Raw genomic sequence first — 25777 nt, 5'->3', positions numbered from 1 at the left:
CGCGGCGACGCACGCAAGCCACGGGGCGATGCTGACGGCTACTCGGCCAGAGCGTCGACGCACATCACCGTCCCGTTCGGAAATTGAATCGCCGTCACGTCGTCCTCGTTGAGGAGGTGCGTGAGGGTTTGACACTGCATGTACCCAGCCATGGCACCTTCCGCGTCACCGTCGAGGCTGAGCACGAAGAGGTCGTCTTCCCACGTCGCCTTGGCGTTCTGGCTGGAAAATGCTTTCTCGATGGCTCGGGCGATGTCCTCTCGCCCGGCACCGAACGCATAGTCGCCCTGCGGTGCAGGCGACTTATCGTTCGCGGAATCCGGTGCTTGCGAAGCTCCCGGCACGGCCGCAGTGTCCGATTGATTCTCGCCGGCAGCGTTACCGCTACAGGAGGTCAGGAGCATGGCTACCGCAATGGTGACGACGGCTGACAGGTGGGCCACACGTTTTCGCATATTTTCTCCTCAAGGCGTTATCCGGTGTGTGCACCGGTACTACGAACGCTAAACATGCGGTTGTCAACTTTCTTACAGTGAGCACCGTCGAGGCACACAGAAAACTGACAGATGCCGCCGTATCGTCGCCAGACAGAAGGCGCGCTTCCATCCGCGCTGTCCGCGAGAAGGGTGTATCGCATGCATAGTTCAGAAGCCGGGATCACGGAAACAGCGAACAGCTGGTCACGCACCCTGGGCATGACGCTGCGGCCGTGGTCAGGCTATTCGCCGCTGTCACTGATCCTCCGAGGCGCCGTTCAGATCGCGATCAGCATCTTCTTCCTGGTCTTCGCCATGCGCCTCCTCAGCGCCGATGAGGACAACGCACAAGCACTGCGATATCTCTCCGGCACGGCGGTCATCGTCCTCGTCTCGGCCGCGATCGTCGCACTGCTTGGCGCGGTGCGCATCGTCATCGGCGTGCTCGATCTCTTGACGAGTCGCACGGTTGTCGGCACGGTCATGAGCATGAGCGACCGCCGATTTCTGGACTTCCTGCCTGAACAGCTTGAGCACGTGATTTTCGCGCGCGGCCAAGGTATTGATCGCCGCCGGGTACGCACGGAAGTCGTCCTGTCCACCACCAGTGGGCAGCGGCAATGGACGGTGCGAAAGCGAGCGCTGCGCACGAGCCTGCGCCCCGGAACCACGGTTCGTCTCACCGTGACGCCTCTTGCCGGCTACGTTTCGAGTGTCGAGACCCTACCTCCGCACCCGGGCCTGTGAGGTCGCACAGGGAGTACGGGTAGCGTCCGAGCATGAGAAGAAATCAGAGCACCGGCCGGGGGTCGGACAGTAAGGGAACCGAACGTTGGGACAACGAGGGCGGAACCGTTGCACCGTTGCCGCGCGAGAAGACGGAGAAGGAAAAGCGTTGGGGCCGAGCCCTTGGCCGCCGCCGTCATGGGTATAAAGCCACAGGTGAAACGCAGGCTCGAATCGTTGTCGAAGAGCGTACGCGCGCGCAGAAACCGATCCACGTTCCTTCCCTCCCGCCTCGCGAGGGCAAAGCGAATTGAAGCATGTCCACGTCTCCGGTGCTCAGAAAAAGAAAAGCCCCTCAATCCCGGTGAAAGGATCGAGGGGCTTCCTCAACTGGTGACAGCGGTTTGTGGAGATGGGGGGAATCGAACCCCCGTCCATCACTGAGTCTCTGGGGCTTCTCCGGGCGCAGTTTGTGAAAGCGTTCTACTCGGCTCCGACCTTTGTCACAAACACCTAAGTCGACAAGCCCAGTCTGTGAATGTCCCGCACGGAGTCCAGACTCCTCCGTGTAGCTAGACCCCTAAATGACGCCAGAGTCCGTAGCGGGGTCGCCTACGGTCTGACGGACTATCGGGCTCGCTTATGCAGCGAGGGCGAAGTCAGTGCGCTTTGCATCTGCACTTAGTTTTTGCCGGGAGCGTTCACAAGATAACCCGGCATCCTTGGCCCGCTTCTCGCAGATTCGCAAGCAATGTCGAAACCGATCATCCCCGTGCGTTCCTTGCGGAATGGCCACTGTCACACTGTTGAGTTACCAAAGCTCGCCACGAAGTGGCTGAGCATTACAGACTACAACACTTAGCGGCCCAAATCTATTCGCCGATAGCGCGGAACCACGGCTGGGCAGTCGAGCATATTGCCAGAACCGGAGTGCGTACTTTTGCGGGCCCCATTGTCGGCCCTGCGCGCTATGCTCACTGCAGTTCACCGCCTTGAGGAGGCCCCATGACTGACGTCGTCATCAACGTTCGAGGCGAGCACCGCATGCTTGTCGCTGCCGAACTCGGTGTTGCACAGGTGGCTGTGCGCTTCGACGGTCCGAGCCGTGCGGAGGTCGTTGAAAATGCCCAGCAGCTCGGTGCGGTCATTCAAGATGAGCTGCGCGCCGCCGCAGCCAGCGGAGCAATCACCAAGTGGAACAGTGAACGCGTTTCCGTCTGGGCAGATCGTCCGTGGAACGACAAGGGCAAGCAGCTCCCCCTCGTGCACCACGCATCAATTCAGCTTGTCTCAGAGTGGCAAGATTTCTCCGCACTCAGCGAATGGGTCTCACGCGCTTCCGAACGCGACGGCGTCGCGATCGCGGGAATCGGCTGGAAGCTCACCGCCGACGTCGAGCGCGATACCGAAAAGGCAGTGGCCCAGGGGGCCGTTCAGGTGGCGATCGACCGGGCGACGGCATACGCCGAGGCCCTCGGCTTGGCAACCGTGCAGGCACAGCAAATTGCTGACGTCGGCATGATGTCTCGCGAGATGATGATGAAGGCTCCGGCCCCGATGATGATGGCGTCGGCACGCGGCGCCATGGCCGACAGCGCGATGCCGTCGTTCACCCTCGAACCCGAAGAGATCGAAGTCTCGGCCACGGTCGAGGCACGCTTCGTCGCGAGCTAGCCACATCGGGCGTTTCGTCCTGATCGCTGCGCGTGCACCGGTCGGCCTGGTTCCACTCTGCGCGTCCGCGCTCAACAGGCGGTGCTGCGGGCTCTAGGGTGAGAGCATGCCCGAAACTCCGAAGATCGCCGTTCGCCCCGGCTCCGCAGAGCGCCTGAGCCGCATGATCCAGTTGCCGACAGTCTCGGCTGAACTTGAAGCCCGCGGCCCGGCTGATTTCGACCGGTTTATTGACCTCATCGCCGAGCTCTATCCCCTCACGGCGGCTACCCTCGAGCATGAAAAGCTGCACGATTTGGGCCACCTTTACCGGTGGCGAAGCAACAACTCCGCAGCGCAGCCCGTCATTCTCATGGCGCACTTTGACGTGGTTCCGGTCGATGAATCCGACGACTGGACCTACCCACCTTTTGCCGGCCAGATTGCTGACGGCAAGGTCTTCGGACGTGGAACTCTCGATGACAAGGGACCCTTGCTTGTCATCCTGGAAGCGGTCGAGAACCTGCTTGCGGCGGGCTTCACTCCTGCCCGCGACGTCTACCTTTCGTTCGGGGGTAATGAGGAAACCTTCGGATCCGCCGCCGTCGCGATCGCTGAAGAACTGCAGCGCCGCCAGATCGTGCCATGGCTCGTGATTGATGAGGGCGGTGCCGTTGTCGTTGACCCACTGCCGATGGTGAAGGGTCAGGCCGCAATGATCGGAGTCGGTGAAAAGGGCCTCATGACCGTCCGTCTCACGGCGCGGGGTGAGGGTGGCCACGCCTCATTCCCTCCCCCGTTGACTGCGGTTGGGCGCGTCTCACGCGCGGTTGACCGGCTCACGCCGTCAACGTTTCCAGCACGATCGCCGCGGGCCATCAGCCGCATGCTAAGCACATTCGCGAACCGCGTGACCGGCCCATCGGCCTTTGCGCTGAAAGCTCTGGCAGCGTTACCGCCGGTCACCGCACGGATCTTCGCAAAACTCGGCGGCGAGCCGGCCGCGATGGTTCGCACGACTGTCGCACCGACAATGCTCTCGGGCGGTACCGCCGATAATGTGTTGCCTTCGCAGGCCGCGGCTACCGTCAATCTCCGTATCGCGCTCGGAGAGACCACCGAGTCGGCCCTCCGACGCCTCCGCAAGCGCATCAATGACCCGCTCATCACGATCGAGGTGGTCGCGGCAAGCGACCCGTCGCCCGAGTCTTCTGCCGACAACGACCAGTTCGCTGCGATCGCGACGGCTCTTCGCGCGAGCCACCCGGATGCGATCGCCGTGCCCTATGTCGTGTTCGCCGCCACCGACTCGCGCCACTTCCACACGTTCTCCCCCGCGACGTATCGCTTTGCGCCGCTGCTCATGTCGACCGCACAGCGCGCAGCGATTCACGGCGTCGACGAGTTCATCGACATCGCCGAGCTCGAACGCGGCGAACAGTTCCACCGCGCCTTGATCACCGCGTTGCCCGCCGGGCGATAGTGTCAGTGTCACCCGAATAGGAGCGAAGGAGCCCCATGTCACGCGCCATTTCCCTCGGTGCTCTTGCGAGCGTCGTTGGCTACCTTGCGTTTGTTGAATTCACGAGCGGCGTGTTGCAGGGGTACTACACCCCGATGCTGACCGATATCGCGCGTGCCCTCAACGTGCACGATGCCGATGTCAACTGGCTCGAAGGCGCTCAGCTTATGCTCTCCGCACTCGTGGTTCCGGCATTCGCAAAGCTCGGCGACATGGTCGGTCACAAGCGCATGCTCCTGATCTCCACCGCGCTGACGGCCGTGGCATCGCTCGCGTTGCCCTTTGCCACGTCGTTTCCCGTCTTCCTCGCGATCTGGGCGTTGCAGGGGTTCTACGTTGTCTGGCTCCCCCTGGAAATCGCGCTGATCTGGTCGCGGGCTCGTGCGATGGGGCAACGCTCAAGCGTCACCATGAAATCAGCGGGAATCCTGGTCGCAGCGCTCGAATTCGGGGCGATCACCGGCGCGCTCGTCGGTGGACAGCTCGTCGACACCCTTCCCCTGACGACAGTGCTCCTGATTCCCGGTATCATCGTCGCGATCTGCTTCTTCGTCATTCTGTTTGGTGTGAAAGAGTCACCCCACCCGACAGGCGGACGTCTCGACACCGTCGGTCTCACGCTTGTCTCCATTGCGCTCATCGCCTTCACGGGCGGTCTCGCGATGCTACGTAGCCAGGGCATCGACAGTCCCCTCGCCTGGGGCGTCGTCGTTCTCGGTGTCGCGTTGATTGTTCCGTTCGTACGGTGGGAGCTCAAGCACGATGACCCGATCATAGACGTGCGCATGTTCCGCTCACCGACGCTGGCACCGGTGTTCCTCACGGCTGGCCTGTTTGGTGTCTCCGTGCTTGGCGCGCAGGCGCCCCTGTCGACGTTTGCACGCACGGATCCGGCTGAAGTCGGGTACGGGCTCGGAACCACGGGGTTTGCGACGTCACTGATCATCGGGATCTATCTGATTGCGATGATCGTCGGCGCGCTGGTTTACCCGATTATTGCGCGACGCATGACACCACGATTCACTCTGATGCTGGCGTCAATTCTGGTGGGTATCGGCTTCCTGCTGTTCGTCCCGTTCCATGAGACATATGTGCAGGTTGTCGCGAACATGGTGCTCGCAGGTCTCGGCTCGGGAGCTCTGGTTGCCGCGCTGCCGTCGGCAGCGGCAGCGGCCGCTCCCCCCACGCAGACCGGTGTCGCCACCGGCCTCACGAACTCGGTGAAAACCGTGGGTGGCGCCATCGCTTCGTGCATTTTTGGCATCGCTCTGCTTCAGCAGGTTGCGGGTGGTTCCGGCTCAGAAACCGCCGGCAGCCTGAGCGGTTACATGACCGTGTGGATCATCTGCGGGGTTACCGCCCTCGTTGCCGCGGCAACGTTGCTGTTCGTGCCGAAGAACGCGTTCCAAGACCCGGCTCGGGCGCACGAGAATGACGACGAAACCGACGACATCCTGGCATAAGTAAAGGCCCGACACGGTGTCGTGTCGGGCCGGAAAAGCTAACGTCTACTCACCCATGCGATTGCGGGTACGCATTGCGCGCTCGGCCTCACGAGTGTCCTGACGTTCACGTAGCGTCTGACGCTTGTCATACTCTTTCTTACCCTTGGCGATGGCAATTTCTACCTTCACGCGGCCATCAGAGAAGTACAGTTTGAGCGGAACCAGGGTGTAGCCCCCAGCGGAAATCGCGTGACTAATCTTCACAATTTCGTCGCGGTTGAGCAGGAGCTTACGCACGCGCTTGGACGCGTGGTTCGTCCAGTGACCCTGCGAGTACTCCGGAATGTGCACGGCATCGAGCCACACCTCATTGCCATCAATGTACGCGTAGCCATCGCTGAGGTTTGCGCGCCCCTGGCGCAACGACTTGACCTCGGTACCGGTCAAAACCAGACCAGCCTCGTAAGTCTTTTCAACGTTGTACTCGTGCCGGGCGCGACGGTTGGTCGCGATCAGCTTCTCACCGCGCTCGCGGACCATGTCATCACTCCTTCAGCTCTGCACACGCATACAGAGCCTGTCAGTCTATCAGCGCGCAGCACCGGAAAGCGCGCCTGCTGCCAGTGGCACGCAGCTTAAGTGCGGAGCCAGCGACGAATCGCGAAGCCTGCAGACAGCGCAGACAGCACGACACCGATACCGATAAGTACCGGAACCACGAGCAAAGCGTCGTTGACCGTGATCCACTCTCCACCGAGGTTGAGGCGATTACGCAGGTATCCCTCGACACCAAACTTCACGCCAAGCACGACGGCGACGCCGGCGAGCAGGGTTCCGATGAGGGCGGAGACCACACCTTCCAGAATGAACGGCGTCTGGATAAAGCGGTTTGACGCGCCCACGAGACGCATGATGCCAATCTCCTTGCGCCGCGCGTATGCCGACAACTTGATGGTGGTTCCGATCAGCAGCACGGCCGCAATGAGCATCAGGGCCGCGACACCGATCGCGATGTAGGTGGCGACCGTCAGTGTCTGGAACAGCGGATCCAGGTATTTCAGCTGGTCTTTCACCTCGTCGATACCGACCGTGTCGCTGAACGCTTCGTAAATGACATCGGTCTTCGTCTGGTCTTTCAGGTTGATCCAGAAGGTCGCGTTCATCGACGCGGCGTCGACGAAGCCCTCGTAGTCCGGGTACTGCTCAAGGAACTTCTCGAGCGAAACTTCCTGGCTATCAAACGTGAATGTTTGGATCAGGGGCGAGAGGGTCTCCCCCTCGAGAGACGCCGTGACGGCGTCGATTTGCTCTTCGGTTGCGACGCCGTCGACGCATGTCGGCGTGGTCGATCCCGAGGCGCACATGTAGATCGCGACCTGTGAGCGCTGTTCCCAGTAGTCGCGGATGTTCGACACCTGCGACTGCATCAGCACGGCCGCACCCACGAAAGTCAACGACACAAAGGTCACCAGGATCACTGAAATGACCATGGAGATGTTGCGGCGGAGGCCCTGCAGAACCTCCGAGAGAACGAGAGCTACTCTCATGACGTCGGACCAACCTCATCATCGTCGTCAAAATCACTCAGCCCGAGGCGGTCGGCCACACCCAGTTCGGCGACGTTAATCTCGGGAATCACGATCGGTCGCGTGAGCGGACGCGGAGATGTCACGCCGTGCGTGGCGTCCTCCGTCGCAGGATCCTCGGCGCTCGTCGCGGCCTCTTCGAGCTGAGCCGCATCGTCAACATCCGCTGGCGTGGTGAGAGCCGGAGTCTCGTCATCAGACTTCACGTCTTCGACGTCGGCCTCTTCGGATGTACTCGGAACCACGGCTGCGGCGGCAACGGCGGTTGCGCCAACAGCAAGTCCTGCGCTTGAGCCGGTCGCAACTTCGCGTTGCACCTTGCGCATCGCATCGAGCGCCTCAGCGGAGGCTTCGCCGCGCGCCTTGACGGGCACAAGGCGAGGAATGGCCGACGTATCGCCGTAGCCACCGTGCTCTTCGTCGCGCATCAGCTCACCGAACTTCAGTTCAATAACGCGACGCTTCATCTGGTCGACGAAACCAGCTTCGTGCGTTGCCATCACGACCGTGGTTCCGGTCGCGTTGATGCGTGCAAGCAAGCGCATAATTTCGGTTGACGTCGCCGGGTCGAGGTTTCCGGTCGGCTCGTCAGCGAGCAGAAGCTTAGGATCCCCCACGATCGCGCGCGCGATCGCGACGCGCTGTTGCTCACCACCGGAAAGTTCGGTAGGCATGCGCTTCTCTTTGCCGGTGAGGCCCACAAGTTCAAGCACACGCTCAACGTTCGTGTGGGTGAGGGCGCGAGAGGCTCCGGTCACCTGCAGGGCGAAAGCGACGTTCTGAAAGACCGTCTTCGACGACAGCAGACGGAAGTCTTGGAAGACGGAACCAATCTGGCGGCGGAAGTACGGAACCTTGCGGCTCGACATGCGCTTGAGGTCATGACCCAGCACGTGGATCTGACCGTTGGACGCAACGTCTTCACGCATGATGAGACGAAGGCACGAGCTCTTACCCGAGCCGGAGGCACCGACGAGAAAGACGAAGTCGCCGCGTTCAACGTTGAAACTGACATCGTTGAGGGCGGGTTTCGCCGTACCGCGGTAGCGCTTGGTGACATTTTCAAAGCGGATCATGGCTTGTTGAGCCTAAGCCGCGTTGTGGGTCTATTCATGCGCGACACTCAACCGCGCCGAATCATTTGTCTGCACAAGACGAAGCGATTGCCGCAGGTAGGCGGATTAGTCGTCGTCGTCCTTGCGCTTGCGCCAGCGGATTCCGGCGGAGATCAGACCATCGAGGTCGCCGTCGAATACGTTTGCCGGGTTGCCGTGTTCGAAGCCGGTGCGGAGGTCTTTCACGAGCTGCTGACCGTACAAGAAGTACGAACGCATCTGGTCGCCCCAGCTGGCCGTAATGGTTCCGGCGAGCTCCTTCTTCTTCGCAGCCTCGGCTTCTTTCTGAAGCAACAGCAGGCGCGTCTGCAAAACGCGCATCGCGGCAGCGCGGTTTTGAATCTGGCTCTTCTCGTTCTGCATCGACACCACGATTCCGGTGGGAATGTGGGTCAAGCGAACGGCGGAGTCTGTGGTGTTCACGGACTGTCCACCGGGGCCCGAGGAGCGGAAGACATCAACGCGAATGTCGTTTTCCGGAATGTCGACCTCGACGGCCTCCTCCATCACCGGAATAACTTCGACGGCGGCAAAGCTTGTCTGCCGCTTGTCGGCACTGCCGAACGGGCTGATGCGGGCGAGGCGGTGGGTACCGGCTTCGACCGACAGCGTGCCGTAAGCGTACGGAGCGGTGACTTCGAAGGTGGCCGACTTAATGCCTGCACCCTCGGCGTACGACATATCCATCACCTTGGTGCTGTATCCGTGGCGTTCCGCCCAGCGCAAGTACATGCGCAGCAGCATTTCTGCGAAGTCGGTGGCGTCGTCGCCGCCAGCGCCCGAACGAATCGTGACCACCGCGCCGCGGTCGTCGTATTCGCCGTCCATCAGCGTCTGAACTTCAAGCTGGTTGATCGCCTGCGTCAGCTCGACAAGCTCCTTGCGAGCTTCTTCGGCGGAGTCTTCGTCGTCCATCTCGTTGGCCAGCTCGATCAGCACCTCAAGGTCATCGAGGCGTCGCTGCACGCCGCTCACTCGGGCGAGTTCCGACTGGCGGTGGCTCAACGCGCTGGTGACCTTCTGCGCTTCTTCGGGGTTGTCCCAGAGGTCGGGCGCACCGGCAGCCTCGCTGAGGCGCGCAATTTCAGCCTGGAGCGCGTCGACGTCGACAACGGCAAGGATGTCGGAGAACGTGGATCGCACCGCGGCGATTTCTGAAGACAAATCAAGTTCGAGCATGACTTATCAAGACTACCGCCCACCGAGCCGGGTGCGTTCGACAATAGTCTGTAGTGGAGCTGACGGAACCACCGGGTCGGCAGTGAGGATCAACACGTGAGCGACAGCGCAGGCACCGGAGACATTCTCAAGCGGTTCGCGCCGATGATCTACGGCCCCACAATTCTCTTCGCTTTAGGCGAGGGTGCGGTGATTCCGCTGTTGCCCGTGCTCGCGACAAAAATGGGCGCCGATTTGGCTGCCTCCTCGCTCGTCGTCACGGCACTGGTTATTGGCCAGTTATGCGGCAACCTCCCTGCGGGCTGGGCGGTGGGGAGGTTCGGTGAGCGGCTGACGATGATTGCGTCGTCGTTGGTCACACTCGCGGGAACCCTGGTACTGATGCTGGCACCGAGTGTCGGCATGCTGATGCTGTCGGCACTCATCATTGGCTTCTCGGCTTCCGCTTTCGGACTGGCACGTCACGCGTTCATGACAACGCGCGTTCCGCTTCACTTCCGCGCCCGCGCCCTCAGCTTGCTTGGTGGTTCCTTTCGCTTCGGCATGTTCATCGGCCCGTTCGCGACCGCGGCACTGCTATCTCTCTTCGGCACCGAATATGCGTCGATCTGGTTTTTCATCGCCTGCACGCTCGCTGTGATCGCACTCGTCACATTTGGCCCTGACCCGGAGAAGGTTGCTGCCGCGAGCGCGCCGGAACCGCGGGTCGTCAAGGAACAACCGGCTGATGATGCTGACACCGGGGAGCTGATTTCGACCGGAAGCATCCCGACCGTCGCCGCTCATGAGGGCATCTTCCGCACGATGCTGACACACCGGGCGGTTTTGTTCCGCCTTGGCCTCACGGCGGCGTCGCTGTCCGGTCTTCGTTCCGCGCGTCAGGCGCTCCTCCCCCTCTGGGGTGTCTCCCTGGGCTTGGATGCGCAATCGATCGCGTTGATCGTCGGCATATCGGGCGCCATCGACTTCGCACTGTTCTATGCGAGCGGTCAGGTGATGGACCGGTTCGGGCGACTGTGGGCCGCTCTTCCTGCCACCGTGCTGATGGCCGCGGGCTTCCTTGCGCTGTCGCTGACGCATGATCTCTCGGAAGCCACGATGTGGTTTGGCGCGTTCGCGATGATGCTCGGTGTTGGCAACGGTCTTTCCTCCGGCATTCTGCTGACGCTGGGCGCCGATACCGCTCCGCAGCACGACCCCGCTCCTTACCTGGGCTCATGGCGCATGATGACCGATGGTGGCGCCACTGTCGCTCCGCTTCTCATCACGGCGATCACCGCCGCCGCGTCACTTCCGTTCGCGGCAGCCGCCATGGGCGTGCTGGGCATCTTTGGTTCCATCGGCTTCGCCCGCTACATTCCGCGCTTCGTCCCCCGCCCCGAGGGACGCGAGTAGTCCGGGCTACTAGCCGCGCCATCTGCGCGGCTTGTTGCTTGAAGATGCCGTGCCCGTCTGGTTCCGGCACCCCACGCGAGCGTGTAGTAGCGTGTCCAGCAATCGAAACGGGTTCACCTCACACGCGTCAGATAGGGGAAACGTGTCAACGACAACCGCCACACGATTCGACCGCACCGCACTCGCGAGCGTCGTCCTCGCCGCTGTGGCTGTGGTGCTCGTTAACCTCTGGTTGCCCGCAACGATTGTGGCATTGGCAGCGGTGACGTTGGCGCTTGCTTCGCGTCGCGCCCTCAAAGCGGGAGAGGAAAGACGCGGCGCCATGCTCGCCATTGTGGGCTTCCTTGGCGCCGGTGGCGTTCTCATCGCAACAGTCGTGCCCCGCATTTACGTCCTCCTGGTGTACCTGTTCGCTGTATCCGCATAGCGCAGGAGGTTTCAGCGATATCGCTGCCTCAATCGGAGTCAAGGGCGGTGCGACTCGTTGCGGTGGAGGTCAGCGTGAAACCCTCAGGCAGCAGCATGGACACCAAAGGCGGATGCCACTGCACGCTCACCTCGACGATCGCGGTGACGCCATCGTCGGTGCGCGCACTCACCAGCACCACGTCACCGCTAGACGCTTCCACAACGGTCGTAGCCTGGTTCCAAATATCCTCATCTGACAGCGTCGCTACCGCGGAATCCCCAACCACCGTGAGAGTGAATCCATCCGAGCCGGCGAGCGCGGCGGCCGCCGCAATTCCGTCAATTCGCTTCTGCGTGATGTAGACGCTGGTCACGGCGGTGGTGACGATGATGAGTGCAATCGCGATCATCGCGTACCCGAGCACCAAAGGCAGAATCGACCCGGTCTCGTCACGCATCAACCTGCCACCGCGAGCGCACGAACGCATTCCGGCGCGCACGCTCATGGCGTGACCTCATAGTCCGAAACGCGGTGAGTGCTCGATGCTGTCACACTTACCGATGCTCCGCCGTAAATCGTGAGGAAGTCTGGCATCAGCGGCAGAGGCGAGTACGCCGTGACGGTGACTGTGACGAGAGCACCCGGGACTGGGCAGGGCCCTGGATCCGCACAGGTAACCGCCACCTGTACGTGATCGGCTCGCAAACCATATTGCTGGGCGATCACGGCGACATTGCCGCTCACCGACTCTATGGCCGCGGGATTTTGCGCGAGCACGCGGGCTGCATAGCGCGCGGCCGCATCGACACCAAAGGTGTGGCTCTGAATCTGGGCAAGCGCGATGATGAGGTACACAAGCGGAACCAGCAACAGGGTGCCAGCACCAATGAACTCGAGAGAAGCCGAGCCGTGCTGATCAGCGATCAAGCGTTTCAACCGGCGCATGCGCACTGAACTCCATCCCATATGGCACGCCCCACAACCCCAGCAACGGGAGAGTTGCGCTCACGGTCATGGTGATGGTTCCGTTGCTCTCGCTCGCCGACACCGCTTGCACGACATCGACGTTAATCGTTCGCGACACCACCGTCATGACACGTTGCTCGCCGTCGGCGAGCGAGGTGTCCGCCAACGCGGCATGAAATGCCCCGTCGATCGCAGCATCGTGCACCACATTGCGGATATAGAGCCCGAGCGCCAGCTGCACGATCGCGAGCGTCAAAAAGGCCAGGAGTAGCCCGACCATGACGAACTCAGCGGGCGCAGAGCCGCGCTCGGATCTCAGATTCATTAGCCGACGTTGGTCATGTTCTCGATCGAATCATTGAAGAGTCCTTCGAAAGCCGGCCAGGCCAAGAACCACAGTGCGACGACGAGAGCAGCAGTCATCAGTGTGACCAGGACCCAACCTGGCACGTCCCCGGTCTGATCGTAAAGTTTGCGCTGTATCGCGCGAGTGAACTTCGACATGACGAAATTGTGCGCGTGACCGGGATGGTACGGCCGAAGTTCTCCACAGGCGTTGCGGATCGCCATCGCCGCTCCCGCCGCTCCCGCCCCTCCTGCCGCTGTGACGGTCGCACCAGCGCGCCTGCTACTGAAACCCAGTGCCCAGCAGTGCGATGCCTGGAAATACCGCGATGACCACGGAGAGCGGCAGGATGAGAAACACGAGCGGAACCAGCATGAGGACTTCGTTTTGCCCGGCTTTTTCGAGCAACGCACGCTTGTGGTCTTCCCGCGCGTCTGCTGCTTGATCTTTCAGCACCGCCGCGAGCGGAGCACCGCGTTCAAGCGCCGCGACAAGATGATCAACCGCACGTTGAACCCCGGGCACATCAACGCGTGCCGAGAATGCCGCGAGCGCATCCGCCAACGGCGACCCGGTTCCGACAGCGAGTACCACGCCACGCAATTCTGCCGACAGATCACCCACGCCGACGCCAGCGGTGCGGCGAATCGCATCTAACAGGCCTTCACCGGCCGACAGGCACAGGGCCAAGAACTCGAGAACGGTCGGCAGTTCGTCATCAATTCGTGCCCGACGACGCGAGACGGCGCGAGACAGCAAGAACTCCGCACCAAGCACCGCTGCTCCCGCCGCCAGAATCGGCAGAATGATCACCGCGGGTGAGGTATTGCCCGCGAGGCGTGCGACGACGGCCAGCAGTGCTCCCACGAGCGCCGCTACGACCACCACCCCCAACTGACGCTCCCGGTATTGGGTTGCCGTCATCTGCCACCCGGCACGACCGAGGCGTGCAGAAAGGGCATCAGAAACTCCCCATACGCGCGCTACGAGCGCCACGAATCCGGCCCATATGCGGCGGGCAGCACGCACCAGAAACGCCGCAGGGTCTGTGGGTGCCACCGTCGGGAGCGACGTGCCTTGCGGGTCTGACACGTCGCGAACGTACGGCGCGATCCGTCGCACCAATGGTTCCGCTCCCCAGCGAGGAATCGCCGCGAGCAGGCTCCACAGTCCGATACCGAGCGTTCCGCCCAAGAGCACGGCAACGGCCGCCGTCATCACCGGGGTCATGATCCAAACCACCGCCGCGGTTCCGGCAGCCGGCCAATACGACTCATCAGCCGATAAGCGACAACGGAGATCACCGCGGTGGCGATGATCAGCACGAAGCCGCCTGGCGTCGCGTACGCGCGGGCGGCTTCGGGTCGAAGGCTCAGCAGCCCGAGGATGGCCCACGGCGCGATGACAGCGATGATCGCGGCGGCACGCACCCACGACTGCTTCGCCGCGACCTCACCGCGGGCCGCAACGTCAGCACGCACAGCGGCCGACAATGCGCGAAGCACCTGCGGTAGTTCGGTGCCGCCGACCTGGCGGGCCATGCGCAGCGTTTCAATAATGCGATCCGCTGTCGCGTCCGCCAGCTCGTGTTTGAGCCGCGCGATGCTGCTGTCGAAATGACCGGAGGCGGCAAAATCAGAGCGGAACCGTTGAAAGCTGGGGCGCAACAGGTCTGGTCCGACGTCGGCAAGGCTGGCGACGGACTCAGGCAGGCTCATGCCTGAACGTGTCGAAGCGACCAGGAGGTCACAGACATCGGGCCAGAGCGCGCGTCGCGACTGGAGCCTCCGTTGCCTGGCACCGCGCAGCAGCATGATGGGAGTCGCAAGCCCTGCAACCGCGGCCACCAGCGCAACAACGACGAGCCGAGTCAGCACCAGTGCGACAGCGCCCGCGACGATGGCGCTTGCCAAGCTCAACAGAACGATGAGTCCGGGGCCGAGGCGTGGGGTTCCGGCCTCCGCCGCTAGCGCAACGAGCGGGCCGGAGCTGCGGACGCGAGCCCTGGGCTCAGGCGGCGACGGCCATAACCAGGGCGATGCGGCAAGGAGAAGCCCAGCTCCCAGTATGAGTCCCCAGAGCCAGGTCATGGCGTCCTCCGTTGAAACGAACGCATATGAGCCGTCATGGCCCACTCCGATACAGCGATTTCGATACGATCACGTCGCCATCTACCCCGGTGGGTGCCAATATTTCAGCGACGCGACGGGAACCATCAGCGCGGCGCACGCAGTGCACCACGAGATCGACGCTTGCGGCAAGCATCGGTAATACAAAGCCGCGCTCCACATTGCGGCCGGCAAGCATGGTGAGTGCGGCGATCTTGTTGAGCGCTTCATCGGCAGAGTTGGCGTGCACCGTGCACGCGCCGGGAACACCCGTGTTGAGCGCAAGAAGCAGGTCGAGTGCTTCGGCGTCGCGCACCTCCCCCACCACGATGCGGTCAGGGCGCATTCGCAGTGCTTCTTTGACAAGTCGGCGAAGCGTCACTTCTCCCGTACCCTCAAGGCTCGGCTGACGCCCCTGCATGGCGACAACGTCAGGTGCCTCGATCGCGAGTTCAAAGGTTTCCTCGACGGTGATGATGCGATGCTCCCGCGGGCATGCGGCGATCAGCGCGCCAAGCATCGTGGTCTTTCCTGCGTGCGTCGGGCCAGAAACGATGACGGACGCGCCTTCGCGCATCGCCTTCGCGAGGCGGCGGGCGACATCGGCAGGCAGGGAGCCGGTCTCCACCAACCCATCGAGGGAGCGATACCGGCTGAGAAACTTTCGTACATTCACTGACCAGTGCTTACGTGTGATGTCTGGAATGACCACGTGCACGCGGGCGTCAGGCAGCGAAGCATCCACGAAGGGTTGTGACAGATCGACACGTCTGCCTGTTGCCTGGAGCATGCGCTCGACAATGTCGCGCACCTCTGTTTCGGTAAGTTCCAGATCCAGCTGGGTCGGGGTTCCGTTTCGCGCAATGAAAATAGCCGTCGGAGAATTGATCCAAATCTCCTCTACTTCTGGATCATCGAAATACGGCTGTAGCGGGCCGAATCCGCTGACCACGGCAAGCACCTCGCGCACGGCACGTGCCTCATCGTCAAGCACCCGCCATCCGCGAGCGAGCGCCATATCGTTGTGCCACCGCACCTCGTCCTGCGCAATATCTGAGGCGCGCTGCGGGTCATCGGCGGGATTCGACTGCTCACTGCGCAGGCGATCACGCACCCGTTCTGCCACTGTCGCGGTCACACTTGTCACGCGAGCATTGTGACGCTCGTGACGACGCGCCGTGCAAACTTTCCACAGCATCCCTGAGAATACACACAGTGTCCAAGTTTTCTGCCAAAATGGTGCACACCACCCACGCCGACCCTCTAGACTATTGTTCGCGCGGGAGTGGTGAAATTGGCAGACACGCAGGATTTAGGTTCCTGTGCCTCACGGCGTGTGGGTTCAAGTCCCACCTTCCGCACAGACGCGATACGGCCCTTGCCCATTGAATGACGACAGGAAACCGGTGCACGATTTTTCACTGATTCCGTGGCTTGACCCGGCTGAGATCATTATGAGCTCGCAGCCTTGGGCCTTGCTCGTGGTGTGCTTCATCGTGTTTGCTGAGACCGGCTTGCTTGTCGGGTTCCTCCTTCCTGGTGACACCCTGCTCATCATGGCAGGCCTGCTCTCACACACGAGTGATATCGCACCAAACGGTGTCTTCGGCATGAGCGTGTGGTGGGTCGCTCTTCTGATTGGCCTCTCCGCCTTTGTCGGCGGCGAAGTCGGGTATCTCATCGGGCACAAAGGTGGCCCGGCCATCTTTGAACGTAAAGACTCAGGCTTGTTCAGTAAACGCAACGTTGAACGCACCAACGCATTCTTCGAGCGCTTTGGCGGTCTCACCGTGATTCTGGCCCGCTGGGTGCCTGTCGTGCGCACGTTCGCCCCGGTTGCTGCTGGCATCGGTCACATGCCCTGGCGTCGATATTCGCTCTACAACTTCATCGGCGCTGTGCTCTGGGGCTTCGGCCTCACGATGATCGGCTACGGCATCGGATTCGTGCCTGGTCTTGGTGACTTCGTGACCGAATACATCGATGTCATTCTGCTCGGAGCGGTGGCGTCGACCATCATTGTGACCGCATGGCACTACTTCGCAGAGCGTCGAAAGATGGCGAAGGAACGCGCGGAAGAGGCCGCCCAGGCTGACGTCGCGCCGCTCTCCGAGGCGCCGACTACCGACGCCGAATAGGCGTCCTGCCTGCGTACTGGGCGAGATGGCGGAACCAGGCAGTCACGTAAGTGCTTCACCCGTAATTCCGCCTCGTTAACCGACCTTTTTCTTCTTCTTCGGTGTGCCCTCTTCGCGTGCCGCACGTGTGCGTTCCACGCTGGCCCGTAGCGCTTCCATGAGGTCGATCACTTCGCCGCCTGGGTGCTCCGCCACCCCGAAGGTCGCATCGGTGTCGACCGCATCGCCCGATTCGAGCTTCGCGGCGATGAGTGTGCGCAGCTCCTGTTGGTATTCGTCGACGTGCGTTTCCGGCTCGAAGTCGGCGGAGAATCCGTCGACAAGGGAGGCCGATAGCTCCAGCTCCTTGTCCGAAATCTTCACCTCGCCATCGAGCGAGGGAAACGACACGTCGCGCACCTCATCCGCCCACAGCAGGGTTTGCAGCATCAGCACGTCGCCCCGTACCCGTAGCGCCGCGAGCCGCGTTTTCTGCCGCAGCGTGAAGCGCACAATCGCGGTACGATCCGTGCGCTTCAATGTCTCACGCAACAGCACATAAGCCTTCGGCGACGCCGAATCGGGCTCCAGATAGTAGGGCCGGTCAAAGGTCACTGGGTCGACCTGCTCGCTCGGCACGAACTCGAGAACATCGATTTCGCGCGTCTTTTCTGCCGGCAACGACGCCAGGTCGTCCTTCGTCAAAATGACGGTCTGCTCACCGTCGTCGTACGCGCGGTCGATGTCGGCGAATGGAACCACTTCGCCGTCGAGTTCGCACACGCGCTGGTAGCGAATGCGCCCGCCGTCAGCCGCATGCACCTGGTGCAACGACACGTCGTGGTCTTCCGTCGCGGAATAGACCTTGACAGGAACATTCACCAGACCGAACGTGATCGCGCCCTTCCAAATTGACCTCATGGGATAAGTACACACGGGAAAGCCGTCCAGGGCTACCCTCATGGTGTGGGCCAGGCAGAGCAGACCGTCAGAGTCGACGGTCGCCGTGTGCGTCTCACGAACCTCGACAAGGTGCTTTACCCGGAATCCGGAACCACGAAGGGCGAGGTTCTCAACTACTACTCGTTGATTGCCGATCGCCTGGTGCCGCACGTGACTGGCCGCCCCGTCACGCGCAAGCGCTGGGTTAACGGAGTCGGAACCATCGCCGCCCCCGAAGAGCCGTTCTTCACCAAGCAGCTCGAGGCAGGAGCACCATCGTGGATTACGACGCGCGGGATTGACCACTCCGGCGGCGAGAAGGCCTACCCGCTCGTGCAAGACCGGGCAACTCTCATCGCACTGGCCCAAATGGCGAGCCTCGAGTTTCACGTTCCGCAGTGGCGGTTCGCGCCCGATGGCTCGCGCGGCAACCCCGACCGTCTCGTGCTTGACCTGGATCCCGGCCCTGGCACAGGGCTTGCCGAATGTGCCTTCGTTGCGGGGCTCGCCCGCGACATTCTCGGCGGCATGGGACTCGAACTCTTTCCCGTTACCAGTGGTTCCAAGGGCCTTCATCTCTACGCGCCGCTCACCGGTAGCCAGACGAGTGACGAGATTTCTGCGCTCGCGCACGCACTCGCTCAGGCGATCGAGGCTGACCACCGCGACCTCGTGGTCAGCACGATGGCCAAGGCGAGCCGCGACGGCAAGGTGTTTCTTGATTGGAGCCAGAACAGCGCCTCCAAGACCACCATCGCGCCATATTCCCTGCGCGGCACACTCCTGCCCTACGTCGCTGCTCCCCGCACGTGGGATGAGATCGCCGCGCCCGGCCTCGCGCAACTCACGCTCGATGAGGTGCTGGAACGGCTCAGCCAGCCCGACCCACTCGCGACCCTTGACCCGCCGCCGCATCGCCTCGCCGCCTACCTCTCCATGCGCAATCGGGGGCAGACCCCCGAGCCGCTGCCCGATGGTTCCGTCGACGGCCCCGCTATCGGCACGCGCTTCGTGATTCATGAGCATCATGCGACGCGGTTGCACTGGGATCTCCGTCTGGAGCGCCACGGCGTTCTGACGAGTTGGGCGGTACCGAAGGGTCTTCCGCATGACGCGGCGACGAACGTGCTCGCGATTCAGACCGAAGATCACCCGATCGAATATGCCGAGTTTGAAGGAACCATTCCGCGCGGCCAGTACGGCGCCGGGCGGATGTGGATTTGGGACTCAGGCACCTACGAAACCGAAAAGTGGCGCGATGATGAGGTGATCGTCACCCTGCACTCTGATCATGATGGGCCGGCGCAGACGTCGCGCATTGTGCTGGTGCGCACGAACGGCAGCGGGCCGAAATCCACGTGGCTGTGCCATCGCGCGAAAACGATGGCCGACGGCACGCCGCAACCTTCCACCGCGCCGGTGTCGAAGCGCCGGGTCGATGCCGATGCACCGGTCACGGCACCCCGCCCGATGCTCGCGACTGCGGGCACCGAAGGGTTGGCTGCCGCGCTCGTGCGCCGGAGCAAAGCGGAACCATGGGTCGAATTCAAGTGGGATGGCGTGCGCGCGCTAGGCATTTGGCAAAACGATCGCCTGCGGCTCTACGCCCGCAGTGGCACCGACATCACCGATCGCTATCCCGAGCTGACCGCCCGCGGCGCGATCGTCTTCGCCTCCCCCACCGCGATCGTTGACGGTGAGATTGTCGCGCTCGATGAGAACAATCGGCCCAGCTTTTCGCTCCTGCAAAACCGCATGCACCTGACGTCGGCCACCGATATCGCGCGCGAACAGCGCCGCACTCCGGTGCAGTATCTTCTGTTTGACGCGCTGGCCGACGAGGGCGATCTCACCACCGCTCCCCTGCGCGAGCGGCGGGCGCACCTCGAAGCGCTCGCCACGGGTTCCGGCGACAGTGTGCAGGTTCCGCCCGTCTTCAGCGATCTTGCCGCGGCCCTCGCGACCGCTCGCGACATGGCGCTTGAGGGCGTGATGGTGAAAGATCCGCGATCGATCTACCGACCGGGCCAACGCACCGAAGACTGGCTGAAACTGAAGCTCACGCTGACCCAGGATGTCGTCGTGGGCGGGCTACGCCCGGGCAAGGGAGCGCGCTCCGGAACCATCGGGTCGCTTCTGGTGGGTGTGCAGACACCCGAGGGGCTGCACTATGCGGGGCGCGTTGGCACCGGCCTCACCGAGCGTCAGTTGAAGCGTCTCATCGACACCCTCGCGCCCCTCGTGACCGACGAGAATCCGTTCGTCGATGTTCCGCCCGCCGACGCGTCCGATGCGATTTGGCTTCGACCCGAACGCGTCGCCGAAGTCGAGTTTGCCGAGTGGAGCCCGAGCGCTCATCTCCGCCACGCCCGCTGGCGCGGCCTCCGTGACGACCGGGACCCCGCCGACATCACCCGCGAAACGTAAACGCCGAGGCGTCAATCGCCTCGGCGTTTAGCCGTTAGTGAAGAGCGTGACGAGAAAGATGCCGTAGACAACGGCCGCGGTGACCGCGATGGTGCCGGCCGCGCGGCTCCACTTCTTGTGAATCGCCGCGACCGTGAGCGCCAGTGCCAGGAGAACCCAGACGAGGGTGTGGGCGTAGGTGATGATCCAGCCAGCGAATCCGGATGCTTCGCTCTCGACACCGTCACCGATGAAGCCGAACACACCCGCGACGACCGCCGCGATGACGGCACCCAGCGCGAACCAGGGGCGAAGGTTACGGGGAGGCTTGGCGGCGTCGCTCATTGCTGAATGATGCCAAATAGCCGTCGGCGACGGCAACCCCTCGCGCGTGGCGCTAGTGATGAATCGTGTCGGCGTCTTCGTCGTGGCCAGCGGGTTCGAGCTGGAACGTAGAGTGCTCGACGTCGAAGTGGTCGGCGAGGCACGTCTGCAGGCGGCCGAGAAGGTCGGCGGATTCACCGCGCTCGATGAGCTCAGCGTCAACAACAACGTGCGCGGTAAACACGGGAGCGCCGCGCGTGAGCTGCCAAATGTGCACGTCGTGCACCGCGCGCACGCCGTCATACGTGAGGAGGTGCTCGCGAATTTGCGTCGCACTCATGCCCTTCGGCGCGCTCTCAAACAACACCGCCATCACTTCCCGCAACAGCATGAAAGCGCGGGGCACGATCATCACGGCGATGAAAAGCGAAGCAATCGCGTCGGCAGGCATGAAGCCCGTTGTCACGATAATGATGGCCGCAACGATGACGCCGACGGAACCAATCAGGTCGCCCATGACTTCGAGGTACGCGCCGCGCACGTTGATGGAACCACGCTGTGCGCGCGACAACAGCCACATCGACACCCCATTGGCGACGGCACCAACCGCGGCAACGATCAGCATCAGGGTGCCTGACACTTCGGCCTCACCGGGCTCGATCAGACGGCGAATGCCCTCAACACCCACCCAGATCGCCAGCGCCGACAGTAGCACGCCGTTGATCAGCGCGCCCACCACTTCAGCACGCTGATAACCGAACGTGCGCCGGTCATCGGCCGGGCGCTGCGCGACGATGCTGGCGATCAACGCAATGATCAACGCACTCGTGTCGGCAAACATGTGCGCAGCGTCGGCGAGCAACGCGAGCGACCCCGACAGAATCGCGCCCACAATCTGCACGACCATGATGGTCGCGGTGATCGATAGCGACAGCGCCAACAGCTTCTTGTTGCTGGCGCCGCGGATTCCGGCAGGGGCGTGGTCGTGCATGCCTCCAGCGTGGCATGTTCTGGGAGCCTGGGCGCCACTTCGGCCTAGTCGGGAATGATTGCGATTCTCAATAGCGCCCTGGTTCTCCGTCCGCACCCCAAAGACGACGGAACCCGCACACCGGAGTGCGCGGGTTCCGTAACGTCACAAATTAGATGCGTTCGAGAAGCGGAACCAGGTTGACGAAAGCGCGGGCGCGGTGCGACTGCGCGTTCTTCTCTTCAGCGGAAATCTCCGCTGCCGACAGGGTTCCGGGCCGACCGTCAACGTCGGGAACGAAGACCGGGTCATACCCAAAGCCGTTCTCGCCGCGCTCTTCGGTTGCCAGAGCGCCATGCCAGACGCCTTCAACCGTGAACTCTTCACCAGAAGGCAACACGAGCGCGATCGTCGAGCGGAACTGCGCCCGACGCTGCTCCGGTTTCACAACGTCAGAGAGCTGATCCAGCAGCAGGCGACGGTTCGCAACCGCGTCTTTCGCGTGGCCGGCCCAGTACGCCGAGAAGATTCCCGGAGCACCACCCAGCACGTCAACACTGATGCCGGAGTCGTCAGCAAAGGCGGCAAGCCCCGTGTGTGCTGCCGCCGCGCGCGCCTTAATCAGAGCGTTCTCGGCAAACGTGACACCGTCTTCGACCGGCTCGGGGCCGTCGTAGCCGACAACCTCAAGGTCGGGCCGGTGCGTGTTCACGATCGCCGCGAACTCGACAACCTTGTGCGGGTTGTGGGTGGCGAGAACGACGCGGCTCATGCCAGCGTCTCGAGCTGCTTTTCACGCAGCGTCGCACAGCCGGCGACGCCGAGGTCAAGGAGACGGTCAAGCTCGCTCTTATCGAACGGAGCGCCCTCCGCCGTGCCCTGCACCTCAACGAACAGGCCGCGGCCGGTGACGACAACGTTCATGTCGGTCTCGGCGCGCACATCTTCGACGTACGCGAGGTCAAGCATCGGCTCGCCGTCGATGATGCCGACAGACACGGCTGCCACCGAGTCAAAAAGCACCGTCGACTTCTTGCCAATGAAGCCCTTTTCGCGGCCCCACTCAATGGCGTCAGCCAGCGCAACGTATGCCCCGGTGATGGCCGCAGTCCGGGTTCCGCCATCCGCCTGCAGCACATCGCAGTCAATAACGATCGTGTTCTCGCCGAGCGCCTTTGTGTCGATGACGGCACGCAGGGCGCGACCGATGAGACGCGAAATCTCGTGCGTGCGGCCGCCAATCTTGCCTTTAACAGCCTCGCGGTCGTTGCGGCTGTTCGTGGCGCGCGGCAGCATCGCATACTCGGCCGTGACCCAGCCCTTGCCCTTGCCAACGAGCCAGCGCGGCACGCCGTTCGTGAACGATGCAGTGCACAGCACCTTGGTGCCGCCGAAGCTGATCAGAGCAGAGCCTTCGGCGTGAGCGCTCCAGCCACGTTCGATCGTGATTTCGCGCAGCTGGTCAGTGGCACGCCCATCGGCGCGGACGATGTCAGACATGAGAAGCTTTCGGGTCGGTGGTAACGGTAGAAATCGCGCCGGTCTGCACGAGCTTGACGTCGTTGACGCCCGGGCCCATGAGTCGCCGCGCGAGGGCGAGAAAGTCTTCGGCTGAGGTTCCGGTTGCCTCGTACGAGCGGGACGGAACCGCTTCGGTGCTGGCGAGCAGATCACGCGACACGAGCTGGCGATACACGTCATTTGCCGTCTCCACGTCGCTGGAAACGAGCGACACGTTCGGCCCCATCACGTAGCTGATCGCACCCTTCAGAAACGGGTAGTGCGTGCACCCCAACACGAGCGTGTCGATGTCGGCGTGACGAAGCGGTGCGAGGTACTCCTCAGCCACGGCGAGAAGCTCGGGCGAATGCGTGATCCCCGCCTCGACAAACTCCACAAACCGCGGGCAGGCCTGCGCGTGAATCGTGAGGTTCGCGTTGACACCCAGCATGTCTTGGTAGACGCCAGAGGAGATGGTTCCGGCCGTTCCGATCACACCGATCCGGCCGTTGCGGGTCGTTGACATCGCGGTCCGCACCGCGGGGCCAATCACTTCGATAACCGGAACGTCGTAGCGTTCACGGGCGTCGGCCAGCACGGCGGCTGAGGCCGTGTTGCAGGCAATCACCAGCATTTTCACGCCCTGGTCGACCAAAGAATCAAGAATCTCCAGCGAGTACCGTCGCACGTCGGCGATCGGCTTCGGCCCGTACGGCGTGCGTGCGGTGTCTCCGATGTAGATGAGGGATTCGCCGGGAAGCTGGTCACCGACGGCACGCGCCACCGTGAGACCGCCCACCCCAGAGTCGAAGATTCCGATCGGCGCGTCATTCATGATGGCTCCAGCCTACGCCGCTTTGCGATGTGGAACCGCGGGGCGGGCCCGGATATCGGTAGAGTTTTCGTCATGACCGCATCGACTGCGCTGTACACAGACCGCTACGAATACACCATGCTCGACGGAGCTTTGCAAGACGGAACCGCCCAGCGGTCATGCGTTTTCGAGCTGTTCTCGCGTCGCCTCTCCGGTGGCCGCCGCTTCGGCGTCGTCGCAGGCACCGGGCGCCTGATCTCACTGCTTCGCAACTTCCGCTTCGATGACGAAGAGCTGCGCCTGATGAAAGACCACAGGGTCGTCAGTGACGCAACCATCAAATACCTGGAGAACTACCGCTTCACCGGGCGCATCAGCGGCTACCGCGAGGGCGAGCTGTACTTCCCCGGTTCCCCGATCCTCACGATCGAGAGCACGTTCGCTGAGGCCGTGATCTTGGAGACGATCGCGCTCAGCGTGCTGAATCACGATTCCGCCGTCGCCACCGCCGCCGCCCGCATGTCTATCGCCGCAGGCGACCGACCCCTCGCCGAAATGGGCGCACGCCGCGCGCAGGAGGAGGCCGCGGTCGCCGCCGCCCGTGCCGCATACATCGTCGGCTTCGGCGCAACGAGCAACCTCGAAGCGCAGCGCCGCTGGGGTATTCCCACGATGGGCACCGCCGCACACGCATGGACGCTCCTGCACGACAGCGAAGAAGATGCATTCCGCTCACAGATCGCCAGTAGCGGCGTCGACACCACGCTGCTCGTCGACACGTATGACATTGCGAAGGGCGTGGAGACCGCGATTCGCGTTGCTGGCACTGAGCTCGGCGGCGTACGCCTTGACTCAGGTGACCTCCCCACCGTCGCGCAGGCAACCCGTGAGCAGCTGGACAGCCTCGGAGCCACCAACACGAAGATCACGGTGACGAGCGACCTCGATGAGTACGCGATCGCATCCCTCGCCGCCTCCCCCGTCGATGCCTACGGCGTCGGCACGTCCGTTGTTACCGGTTCCGGCTACCCCACCGCCAGCATGGTTTACAAGCTCGTCGCGCGCCAGGGCGCGGACGGCGGCTGGGTCGGCGTTGCGAAGGCCTCACTCGACAAGGCGTCCAAGGGCGGCCGTAAGGCAGCTTTTCGCACGCTGGAGTTCGGCAAGGCGACGAGCGAACTCGTCATCGTCTCGGACGGCTTCGAAAAGGTTGCCACAGCGGCCGATGTGCCTGATGCCCGCGCCCTCCAGGTGACATTCGCCGAGGGCGGAGACTTCGACGCACAGTACGAAGGCGTTGAAGGTGTCGAACTGGCCCGCGCGCACCACGCCCGCGTGCGCGAAGAGCTTCCCGTTCGCGGCCTCGCGCTCAGCAAGAGCGACCCGGCTATTCCGACCGTCTACCGCGACGCAGAAGACTAAACGCGACAGCACAAACGCAAGAGGGTGGTTCCGCCGTGGAACCACCCTCTTGCGTTTGCCTGCTTACAGCAAGGATTCATAGATCTCTTTGCACTGCGGGCAAATCGGGAACTTCTCCGGGTCACGACCCGGTGTCCACTTCTTGCCGCACAGCGCTCGCACCGGCTTGCCGGTGATCGCCGATTCCAGAATCTTCTCTTTCTGCACGTAGTGCGAGAACCGTTCGTGATCGCCCGGTTCGATCGTCTCTTCTTTCAGCAGCTCTTCGAGCTCGCGGTCAAGAAGCGCGGTGCCACCGGTGTCGGGGGAATCTAAGGGCGTGCTCATGCAGTCGATTCTAAACCGTGCGGAACCGC

The 25777-nt window shown here is 62.7% G+C and carries 28 protein-coding genes, 1 tRNA gene and 1 other RNA gene; 10 read left to right on the top strand and 20 right to left on the bottom strand.

Annotated features, from left to right (window positions below):
- Positions 1–38: 38 nt before the first annotated feature.
- Positions 39–455: a hypothetical protein gene (locus tag KTJ77_RS04675; RefSeq protein WP_217337317.1), complete on the bottom strand. Its 417-nt coding sequence runs from the start codon at positions 453–455 to the stop codon at positions 39–41.
- Between the two features lie 180 nt (positions 456–635).
- Here KTJ77_RS04675 and KTJ77_RS04670 point away from each other — a divergent pair, with 180 nt between their 5' ends.
- Entirely contained in the window at positions 636–1223 is a 588-nt protein-coding gene (locus KTJ77_RS04670; protein WP_217337316.1) for a hypothetical protein, read from the top strand.
- 383 nt (positions 1224–1606) lie between these two features.
- Here the strand turns inward: KTJ77_RS04670 and ssrA are convergent.
- Positions 1607–1974: a transfer-messenger RNA gene (ssrA, locus tag KTJ77_RS04665) on the bottom strand.
- A gap of 233 nt (positions 1975–2207) precedes the next feature.
- Here ssrA and KTJ77_RS04660 point away from each other — a divergent pair.
- The 3 genes from KTJ77_RS04660 (at position 2208) to KTJ77_RS04650 (ending at position 5840) form a co-directional block, all read left to right on the top strand.
- Positions 2208–2876 carry an SIMPL domain-containing protein gene (locus KTJ77_RS04660; protein ID WP_217337315.1) on the top strand — a complete coding sequence of 223 codons (669 nt, stop codon included), beginning with the start codon at positions 2208–2210 and terminating at the stop codon, positions 2874–2876.
- Positions 2877–2982: 106 nt separating this feature from the next.
- Positions 2983–4338 (top strand): M20/M25/M40 family metallo-hydrolase, encoded by a 1356-nt coding sequence (locus KTJ77_RS04655; RefSeq protein WP_217337314.1) that lies wholly within the window; start codon positions 2983–2985, stop codon positions 4336–4338.
- Between the two features lie 35 nt (positions 4339–4373).
- Entirely contained in the window at positions 4374–5840 is a 1467-nt protein-coding gene (locus tag KTJ77_RS04650) for an MFS transporter (RefSeq protein WP_217337313.1), read from the top strand.
- A gap of 45 nt (positions 5841–5885) precedes the next feature.
- Here KTJ77_RS04650 and smpB read toward each other — a convergent pair whose 3' ends face one another.
- The 4 genes from smpB to prfB form a co-directional block, all read right to left on the bottom strand.
- Positions 5886–6362, bottom strand: a complete 477-nt coding sequence (gene smpB, locus KTJ77_RS04645) for an SsrA-binding protein SmpB (protein WP_217337312.1) — start codon at positions 6360–6362, stop codon at positions 5886–5888.
- Positions 6363–6457: 95 nt separating this feature from the next.
- The gene (ftsX, locus tag KTJ77_RS04640; RefSeq protein ID WP_217337311.1) at positions 6458–7369 is read right to left on the bottom strand and encodes a permease-like cell division protein FtsX; all 912 of its coding nucleotides are present in this window, start codon (positions 7367–7369) and stop codon (positions 6458–6460) included.
- Positions 7366–8484, bottom strand: coding sequence for a cell division ATP-binding protein FtsE (gene ftsE / locus KTJ77_RS04635; protein ID WP_217337310.1), 1119 nt, complete (start codon positions 8482–8484; stop codon positions 7366–7368). Before ftsE ends, ftsX begins: the two co-directional genes overlap by 4 nt.
- A gap of 105 nt (positions 8485–8589) precedes the next feature.
- Positions 8590–9702 carry a peptide chain release factor 2 gene (prfB, locus tag KTJ77_RS04630; protein ID WP_217337309.1) on the bottom strand — a complete coding sequence of 371 codons (1113 nt, stop codon included), beginning with the start codon at positions 9700–9702 and terminating at the stop codon, positions 8590–8592.
- A gap of 144 nt (positions 9703–9846) precedes the next feature.
- On the opposite strand from prfB, the gene KTJ77_RS04625 reads away from it, so the two are divergent.
- Positions 9847–11097 (top strand): MFS transporter, encoded by a 1251-nt coding sequence (locus KTJ77_RS04625; protein WP_217338335.1) that lies wholly within the window; start codon positions 9847–9849, stop codon positions 11095–11097.
- 142 nt (positions 11098–11239) lie between these two features.
- Positions 11240–11524 (top strand): hypothetical protein, encoded by a 285-nt coding sequence (locus KTJ77_RS04620; protein WP_217337308.1) that lies wholly within the window; start codon positions 11240–11242, stop codon positions 11522–11524.
- A gap of 28 nt (positions 11525–11552) precedes the next feature.
- Here KTJ77_RS04620 and KTJ77_RS04615 read toward each other — a convergent pair whose 3' ends face one another.
- From KTJ77_RS04615 to KTJ77_RS04585, 7 genes are all read right to left on the bottom strand, one after another.
- Positions 11553–11963 (bottom strand): hypothetical protein, encoded by a 411-nt coding sequence (locus KTJ77_RS04615; protein ID WP_254367364.1) that lies wholly within the window; start codon positions 11961–11963, stop codon positions 11553–11555.
- A gap of 44 nt (positions 11964–12007) precedes the next feature.
- Positions 12008–12451, bottom strand: a complete 444-nt coding sequence (locus KTJ77_RS04610) for a TadE/TadG family type IV pilus assembly protein (protein WP_217337307.1) — start codon at positions 12449–12451, stop codon at positions 12008–12010.
- On the bottom strand, positions 12423–12797 hold the full coding sequence (locus KTJ77_RS04605; protein WP_217337306.1) for a TadE/TadG family type IV pilus assembly protein: 375 nt from the start codon (positions 12795–12797) through the stop codon (positions 12423–12425). Before KTJ77_RS04605 ends, KTJ77_RS04610 begins: the two co-directional genes overlap by 29 nt.
- Complete coding sequence (locus KTJ77_RS04600; protein WP_217337305.1) at positions 12797–12976, bottom strand: hypothetical protein; 180 nt, start codon at positions 12974–12976, stop codon at positions 12797–12799. The genes KTJ77_RS04605 and KTJ77_RS04600 overlap by 1 nt, the downstream gene beginning before the upstream one ends.
- 124 nt (positions 12977–13100) lie before the next feature.
- Positions 13101–14048 (bottom strand): type II secretion system F family protein, encoded by a 948-nt coding sequence (locus KTJ77_RS04595; RefSeq protein ID WP_217337304.1) that lies wholly within the window; start codon positions 14046–14048, stop codon positions 13101–13103.
- Complete coding sequence (locus KTJ77_RS04590) at positions 14045–14908, bottom strand: type II secretion system F family protein (protein WP_217337303.1); 864 nt, start codon at positions 14906–14908, stop codon at positions 14045–14047. Before KTJ77_RS04590 ends, KTJ77_RS04595 begins: the two co-directional genes overlap by 4 nt.
- Positions 14909–14942: 34 nt before the next feature.
- Positions 14943–16073: a CpaF family protein gene (locus KTJ77_RS04585; protein WP_367948831.1), complete on the bottom strand. Its 1131-nt coding sequence runs from the start codon at positions 16071–16073 to the stop codon at positions 14943–14945.
- 132 nt (positions 16074–16205) lie between these two features.
- Here KTJ77_RS04585 and KTJ77_RS04580 point away from each other — a divergent pair.
- Positions 16206–16287: transfer RNA gene (locus tag KTJ77_RS04580), tRNA-Leu, on the top strand.
- Between the two features lie 45 nt (positions 16288–16332).
- Positions 16333–17064 carry a DedA family protein gene (locus KTJ77_RS04575; protein WP_217337301.1) on the top strand — a complete coding sequence of 244 codons (732 nt, stop codon included), beginning with the start codon at positions 16333–16335 and terminating at the stop codon, positions 17062–17064.
- 75 nt (positions 17065–17139) lie between these two features.
- Here the strand turns inward: KTJ77_RS04575 and KTJ77_RS04570 are convergent, their stop codons facing one another.
- Positions 17140–17964, bottom strand: coding sequence for a Ku protein (locus tag KTJ77_RS04570; RefSeq protein WP_217337300.1), 825 nt, complete (start codon positions 17962–17964; stop codon positions 17140–17142).
- 45 nt (positions 17965–18009) lie between these two features.
- Here KTJ77_RS04570 and KTJ77_RS04565 point away from each other — a divergent pair, with 45 nt between their 5' ends.
- Complete coding sequence (locus KTJ77_RS04565; RefSeq protein ID WP_217337299.1) at positions 18010–20412, top strand: ATP-dependent DNA ligase; 2403 nt, start codon at positions 18010–18012, stop codon at positions 20410–20412.
- A gap of 27 nt (positions 20413–20439) precedes the next feature.
- Here the strand turns inward: KTJ77_RS04565 and KTJ77_RS04560 are convergent, their stop codons facing one another.
- The 5 genes from KTJ77_RS04560 to murI all read right to left on the bottom strand — a co-directional run bounded on the left by KTJ77_RS04560 (position 20440) and on the right by murI (position 24020).
- The gene (locus tag KTJ77_RS04560; RefSeq protein WP_217337298.1) at positions 20440–20736 is read right to left on the bottom strand and encodes a hypothetical protein; all 297 of its coding nucleotides are present in this window, start codon (positions 20734–20736) and stop codon (positions 20440–20442) included.
- 52 nt (positions 20737–20788) lie between these two features.
- Positions 20789–21706, bottom strand: a complete 918-nt coding sequence (locus KTJ77_RS04555; RefSeq protein WP_217337297.1) for a cation diffusion facilitator family transporter — start codon at positions 21704–21706, stop codon at positions 20789–20791.
- A 151-nt stretch (positions 21707–21857) separates the two neighbouring features.
- On the bottom strand, positions 21858–22457 hold the full coding sequence (gene rdgB / locus KTJ77_RS04550; protein ID WP_217337296.1) for an RdgB/HAM1 family non-canonical purine NTP pyrophosphatase: 600 nt from the start codon (positions 22455–22457) through the stop codon (positions 21858–21860).
- Entirely contained in the window at positions 22454–23185 is a 732-nt protein-coding gene (gene rph, locus KTJ77_RS04545) for a ribonuclease PH (protein WP_217337295.1), read from the bottom strand. The genes rdgB and rph overlap by 4 nt, the downstream gene beginning before the upstream one ends.
- Positions 23178–24020 (bottom strand): glutamate racemase, encoded by an 843-nt coding sequence (gene murI / locus KTJ77_RS04540; RefSeq protein WP_217337294.1) that lies wholly within the window; start codon positions 24018–24020, stop codon positions 23178–23180. The genes rph and murI overlap by 8 nt, the downstream gene beginning before the upstream one ends.
- A 72-nt stretch (positions 24021–24092) precedes the next feature.
- On the opposite strand from murI, the gene KTJ77_RS04535 reads away from it, so the two are divergent.
- The gene (locus KTJ77_RS04535) at positions 24093–25421 is read left to right on the top strand and encodes a nicotinate phosphoribosyltransferase (RefSeq protein WP_217337293.1); all 1329 of its coding nucleotides are present in this window, start codon (positions 24093–24095) and stop codon (positions 25419–25421) included.
- A 63-nt stretch (positions 25422–25484) separates the two neighbouring features.
- On the opposite strand, the gene KTJ77_RS04530 is transcribed toward KTJ77_RS04535, so the two are convergent.
- Positions 25485–25748, bottom strand: coding sequence for a DUF3039 domain-containing protein (locus tag KTJ77_RS04530; protein ID WP_217337292.1), 264 nt, complete (start codon positions 25746–25748; stop codon positions 25485–25487).
- Positions 25749–25777 lie beyond the last annotated feature (29 nt).

It is taken from the genome of Microbacterium sp. NC79 (genome assembly GCF_019061125.1).
GTDB lineage: Bacteria > Actinomycetota > Actinomycetes > Actinomycetales > Microbacteriaceae > Microbacterium.
This window is presented reverse-complemented; position numbering and strand designations above follow the sequence as displayed.

What these genes read in the sequence shown, in the direction of transcription:
- rdgB (WP_217337296.1), bottom strand. Translation starts at nt 22,457, where the DNA reads ATGAGCCGCGTCGTTCTCGCCACCCACAACCCGCACAAGGTTGTCGAG.
- rph (WP_217337295.1), bottom strand. Translation starts at nt 23,185, where the DNA reads ATGTCTGACATCGTCCGCGCCGATGGGCGTGCCACTGACCAGCTGCGC.
- KTJ77_RS04610 (WP_217337307.1), bottom strand. Translation starts at nt 12,451, where the DNA reads ATGCGCCGGTTGAAACGCTTGATCGCTGATCAGCACGGCTCGGCTTCT.
- KTJ77_RS04660 (WP_217337315.1), top strand. Translation starts at nt 2,208, where the DNA reads ATGACTGACGTCGTCATCAACGTTCGAGGCGAGCACCGCATGCTTGTC.
- ftsE (WP_217337310.1), bottom strand. Translation starts at nt 8,484, where the DNA reads ATGATCCGCTTTGAAAATGTCACCAAGCGCTACCGCGGTACGGCGAAA.
- prfB (WP_217337309.1), bottom strand. Translation starts at nt 9,702, where the DNA reads ATGCTCGAACTTGATTTGTCTTCAGAAATCGCCGCGGTGCGATCCACG.
- smpB (WP_217337312.1), bottom strand. Translation starts at nt 6,362, where the DNA reads ATGGTCCGCGAGCGCGGTGAGAAGCTGATCGCGACCAACCGTCGCGCC.
- KTJ77_RS04530 (WP_217337292.1), bottom strand. Translation starts at nt 25,748, where the DNA reads ATGAGCACGCCCTTAGATTCCCCCGACACCGGTGGCACCGCGCTTCTT.
- KTJ77_RS04605 (WP_217337306.1), bottom strand. Translation starts at nt 12,797, where the DNA reads ATGAATCTGAGATCCGAGCGCGGCTCTGCGCCCGCTGAGTTCGTCATG.
- KTJ77_RS04670 (WP_217337316.1), top strand. Translation starts at nt 636, where the DNA reads ATGCATAGTTCAGAAGCCGGGATCACGGAAACAGCGAACAGCTGGTCA.
- KTJ77_RS04560 (WP_217337298.1), bottom strand. Translation starts at nt 20,736, where the DNA reads ATGAGCGACGCCGCCAAGCCTCCCCGTAACCTTCGCCCCTGGTTCGCG.
- KTJ77_RS04535 (WP_217337293.1), top strand. Translation starts at nt 24,093, where the DNA reads ATGACCGCATCGACTGCGCTGTACACAGACCGCTACGAATACACCATG.
- KTJ77_RS04600 (WP_217337305.1), bottom strand. Translation starts at nt 12,976, where the DNA reads ATGTCGAAGTTCACTCGCGCGATACAGCGCAAACTTTACGATCAGACC.
- KTJ77_RS04655 (WP_217337314.1), top strand. Translation starts at nt 2,983, where the DNA reads ATGCCCGAAACTCCGAAGATCGCCGTTCGCCCCGGCTCCGCAGAGCGC.
- KTJ77_RS04650 (WP_217337313.1), top strand. Translation starts at nt 4,374, where the DNA reads ATGTCACGCGCCATTTCCCTCGGTGCTCTTGCGAGCGTCGTTGGCTAC.
- KTJ77_RS04675 (WP_217337317.1), bottom strand. Translation starts at nt 455, where the DNA reads ATGCGAAAACGTGTGGCCCACCTGTCAGCCGTCGTCACCATTGCGGTA.
- KTJ77_RS04625 (WP_217338335.1), top strand. Translation starts at nt 9,847, where the DNA reads ATGATCTACGGCCCCACAATTCTCTTCGCTTTAGGCGAGGGTGCGGTG.
- KTJ77_RS04615 (WP_254367364.1), bottom strand. Translation starts at nt 11,963, where the DNA reads ATGCGTGACGAGACCGGGTCGATTCTGCCTTTGGTGCTCGGGTACGCG.
- ftsX (WP_217337311.1), bottom strand. Translation starts at nt 7,369, where the DNA reads ATGAGAGTAGCTCTCGTTCTCTCGGAGGTTCTGCAGGGCCTCCGCCGC.
- KTJ77_RS04555 (WP_217337297.1), bottom strand. Translation starts at nt 21,706, where the DNA reads ATGCACGACCACGCCCCTGCCGGAATCCGCGGCGCCAGCAACAAGAAG.
- KTJ77_RS04595 (WP_217337304.1), bottom strand. Translation starts at nt 14,048, where the DNA reads ATGACCCCGGTGATGACGGCGGCCGTTGCCGTGCTCTTGGGCGGAACG.
- murI (WP_217337294.1), bottom strand. Translation starts at nt 24,020, where the DNA reads ATGAATGACGCGCCGATCGGAATCTTCGACTCTGGGGTGGGCGGTCTC.
- KTJ77_RS04570 (WP_217337300.1), bottom strand. Translation starts at nt 17,964, where the DNA reads ATGAGGTCAATTTGGAAGGGCGCGATCACGTTCGGTCTGGTGAATGTT.
- KTJ77_RS04590 (WP_217337303.1), bottom strand. Translation starts at nt 14,908, where the DNA reads ATGACCTGGCTCTGGGGACTCATACTGGGAGCTGGGCTTCTCCTTGCC.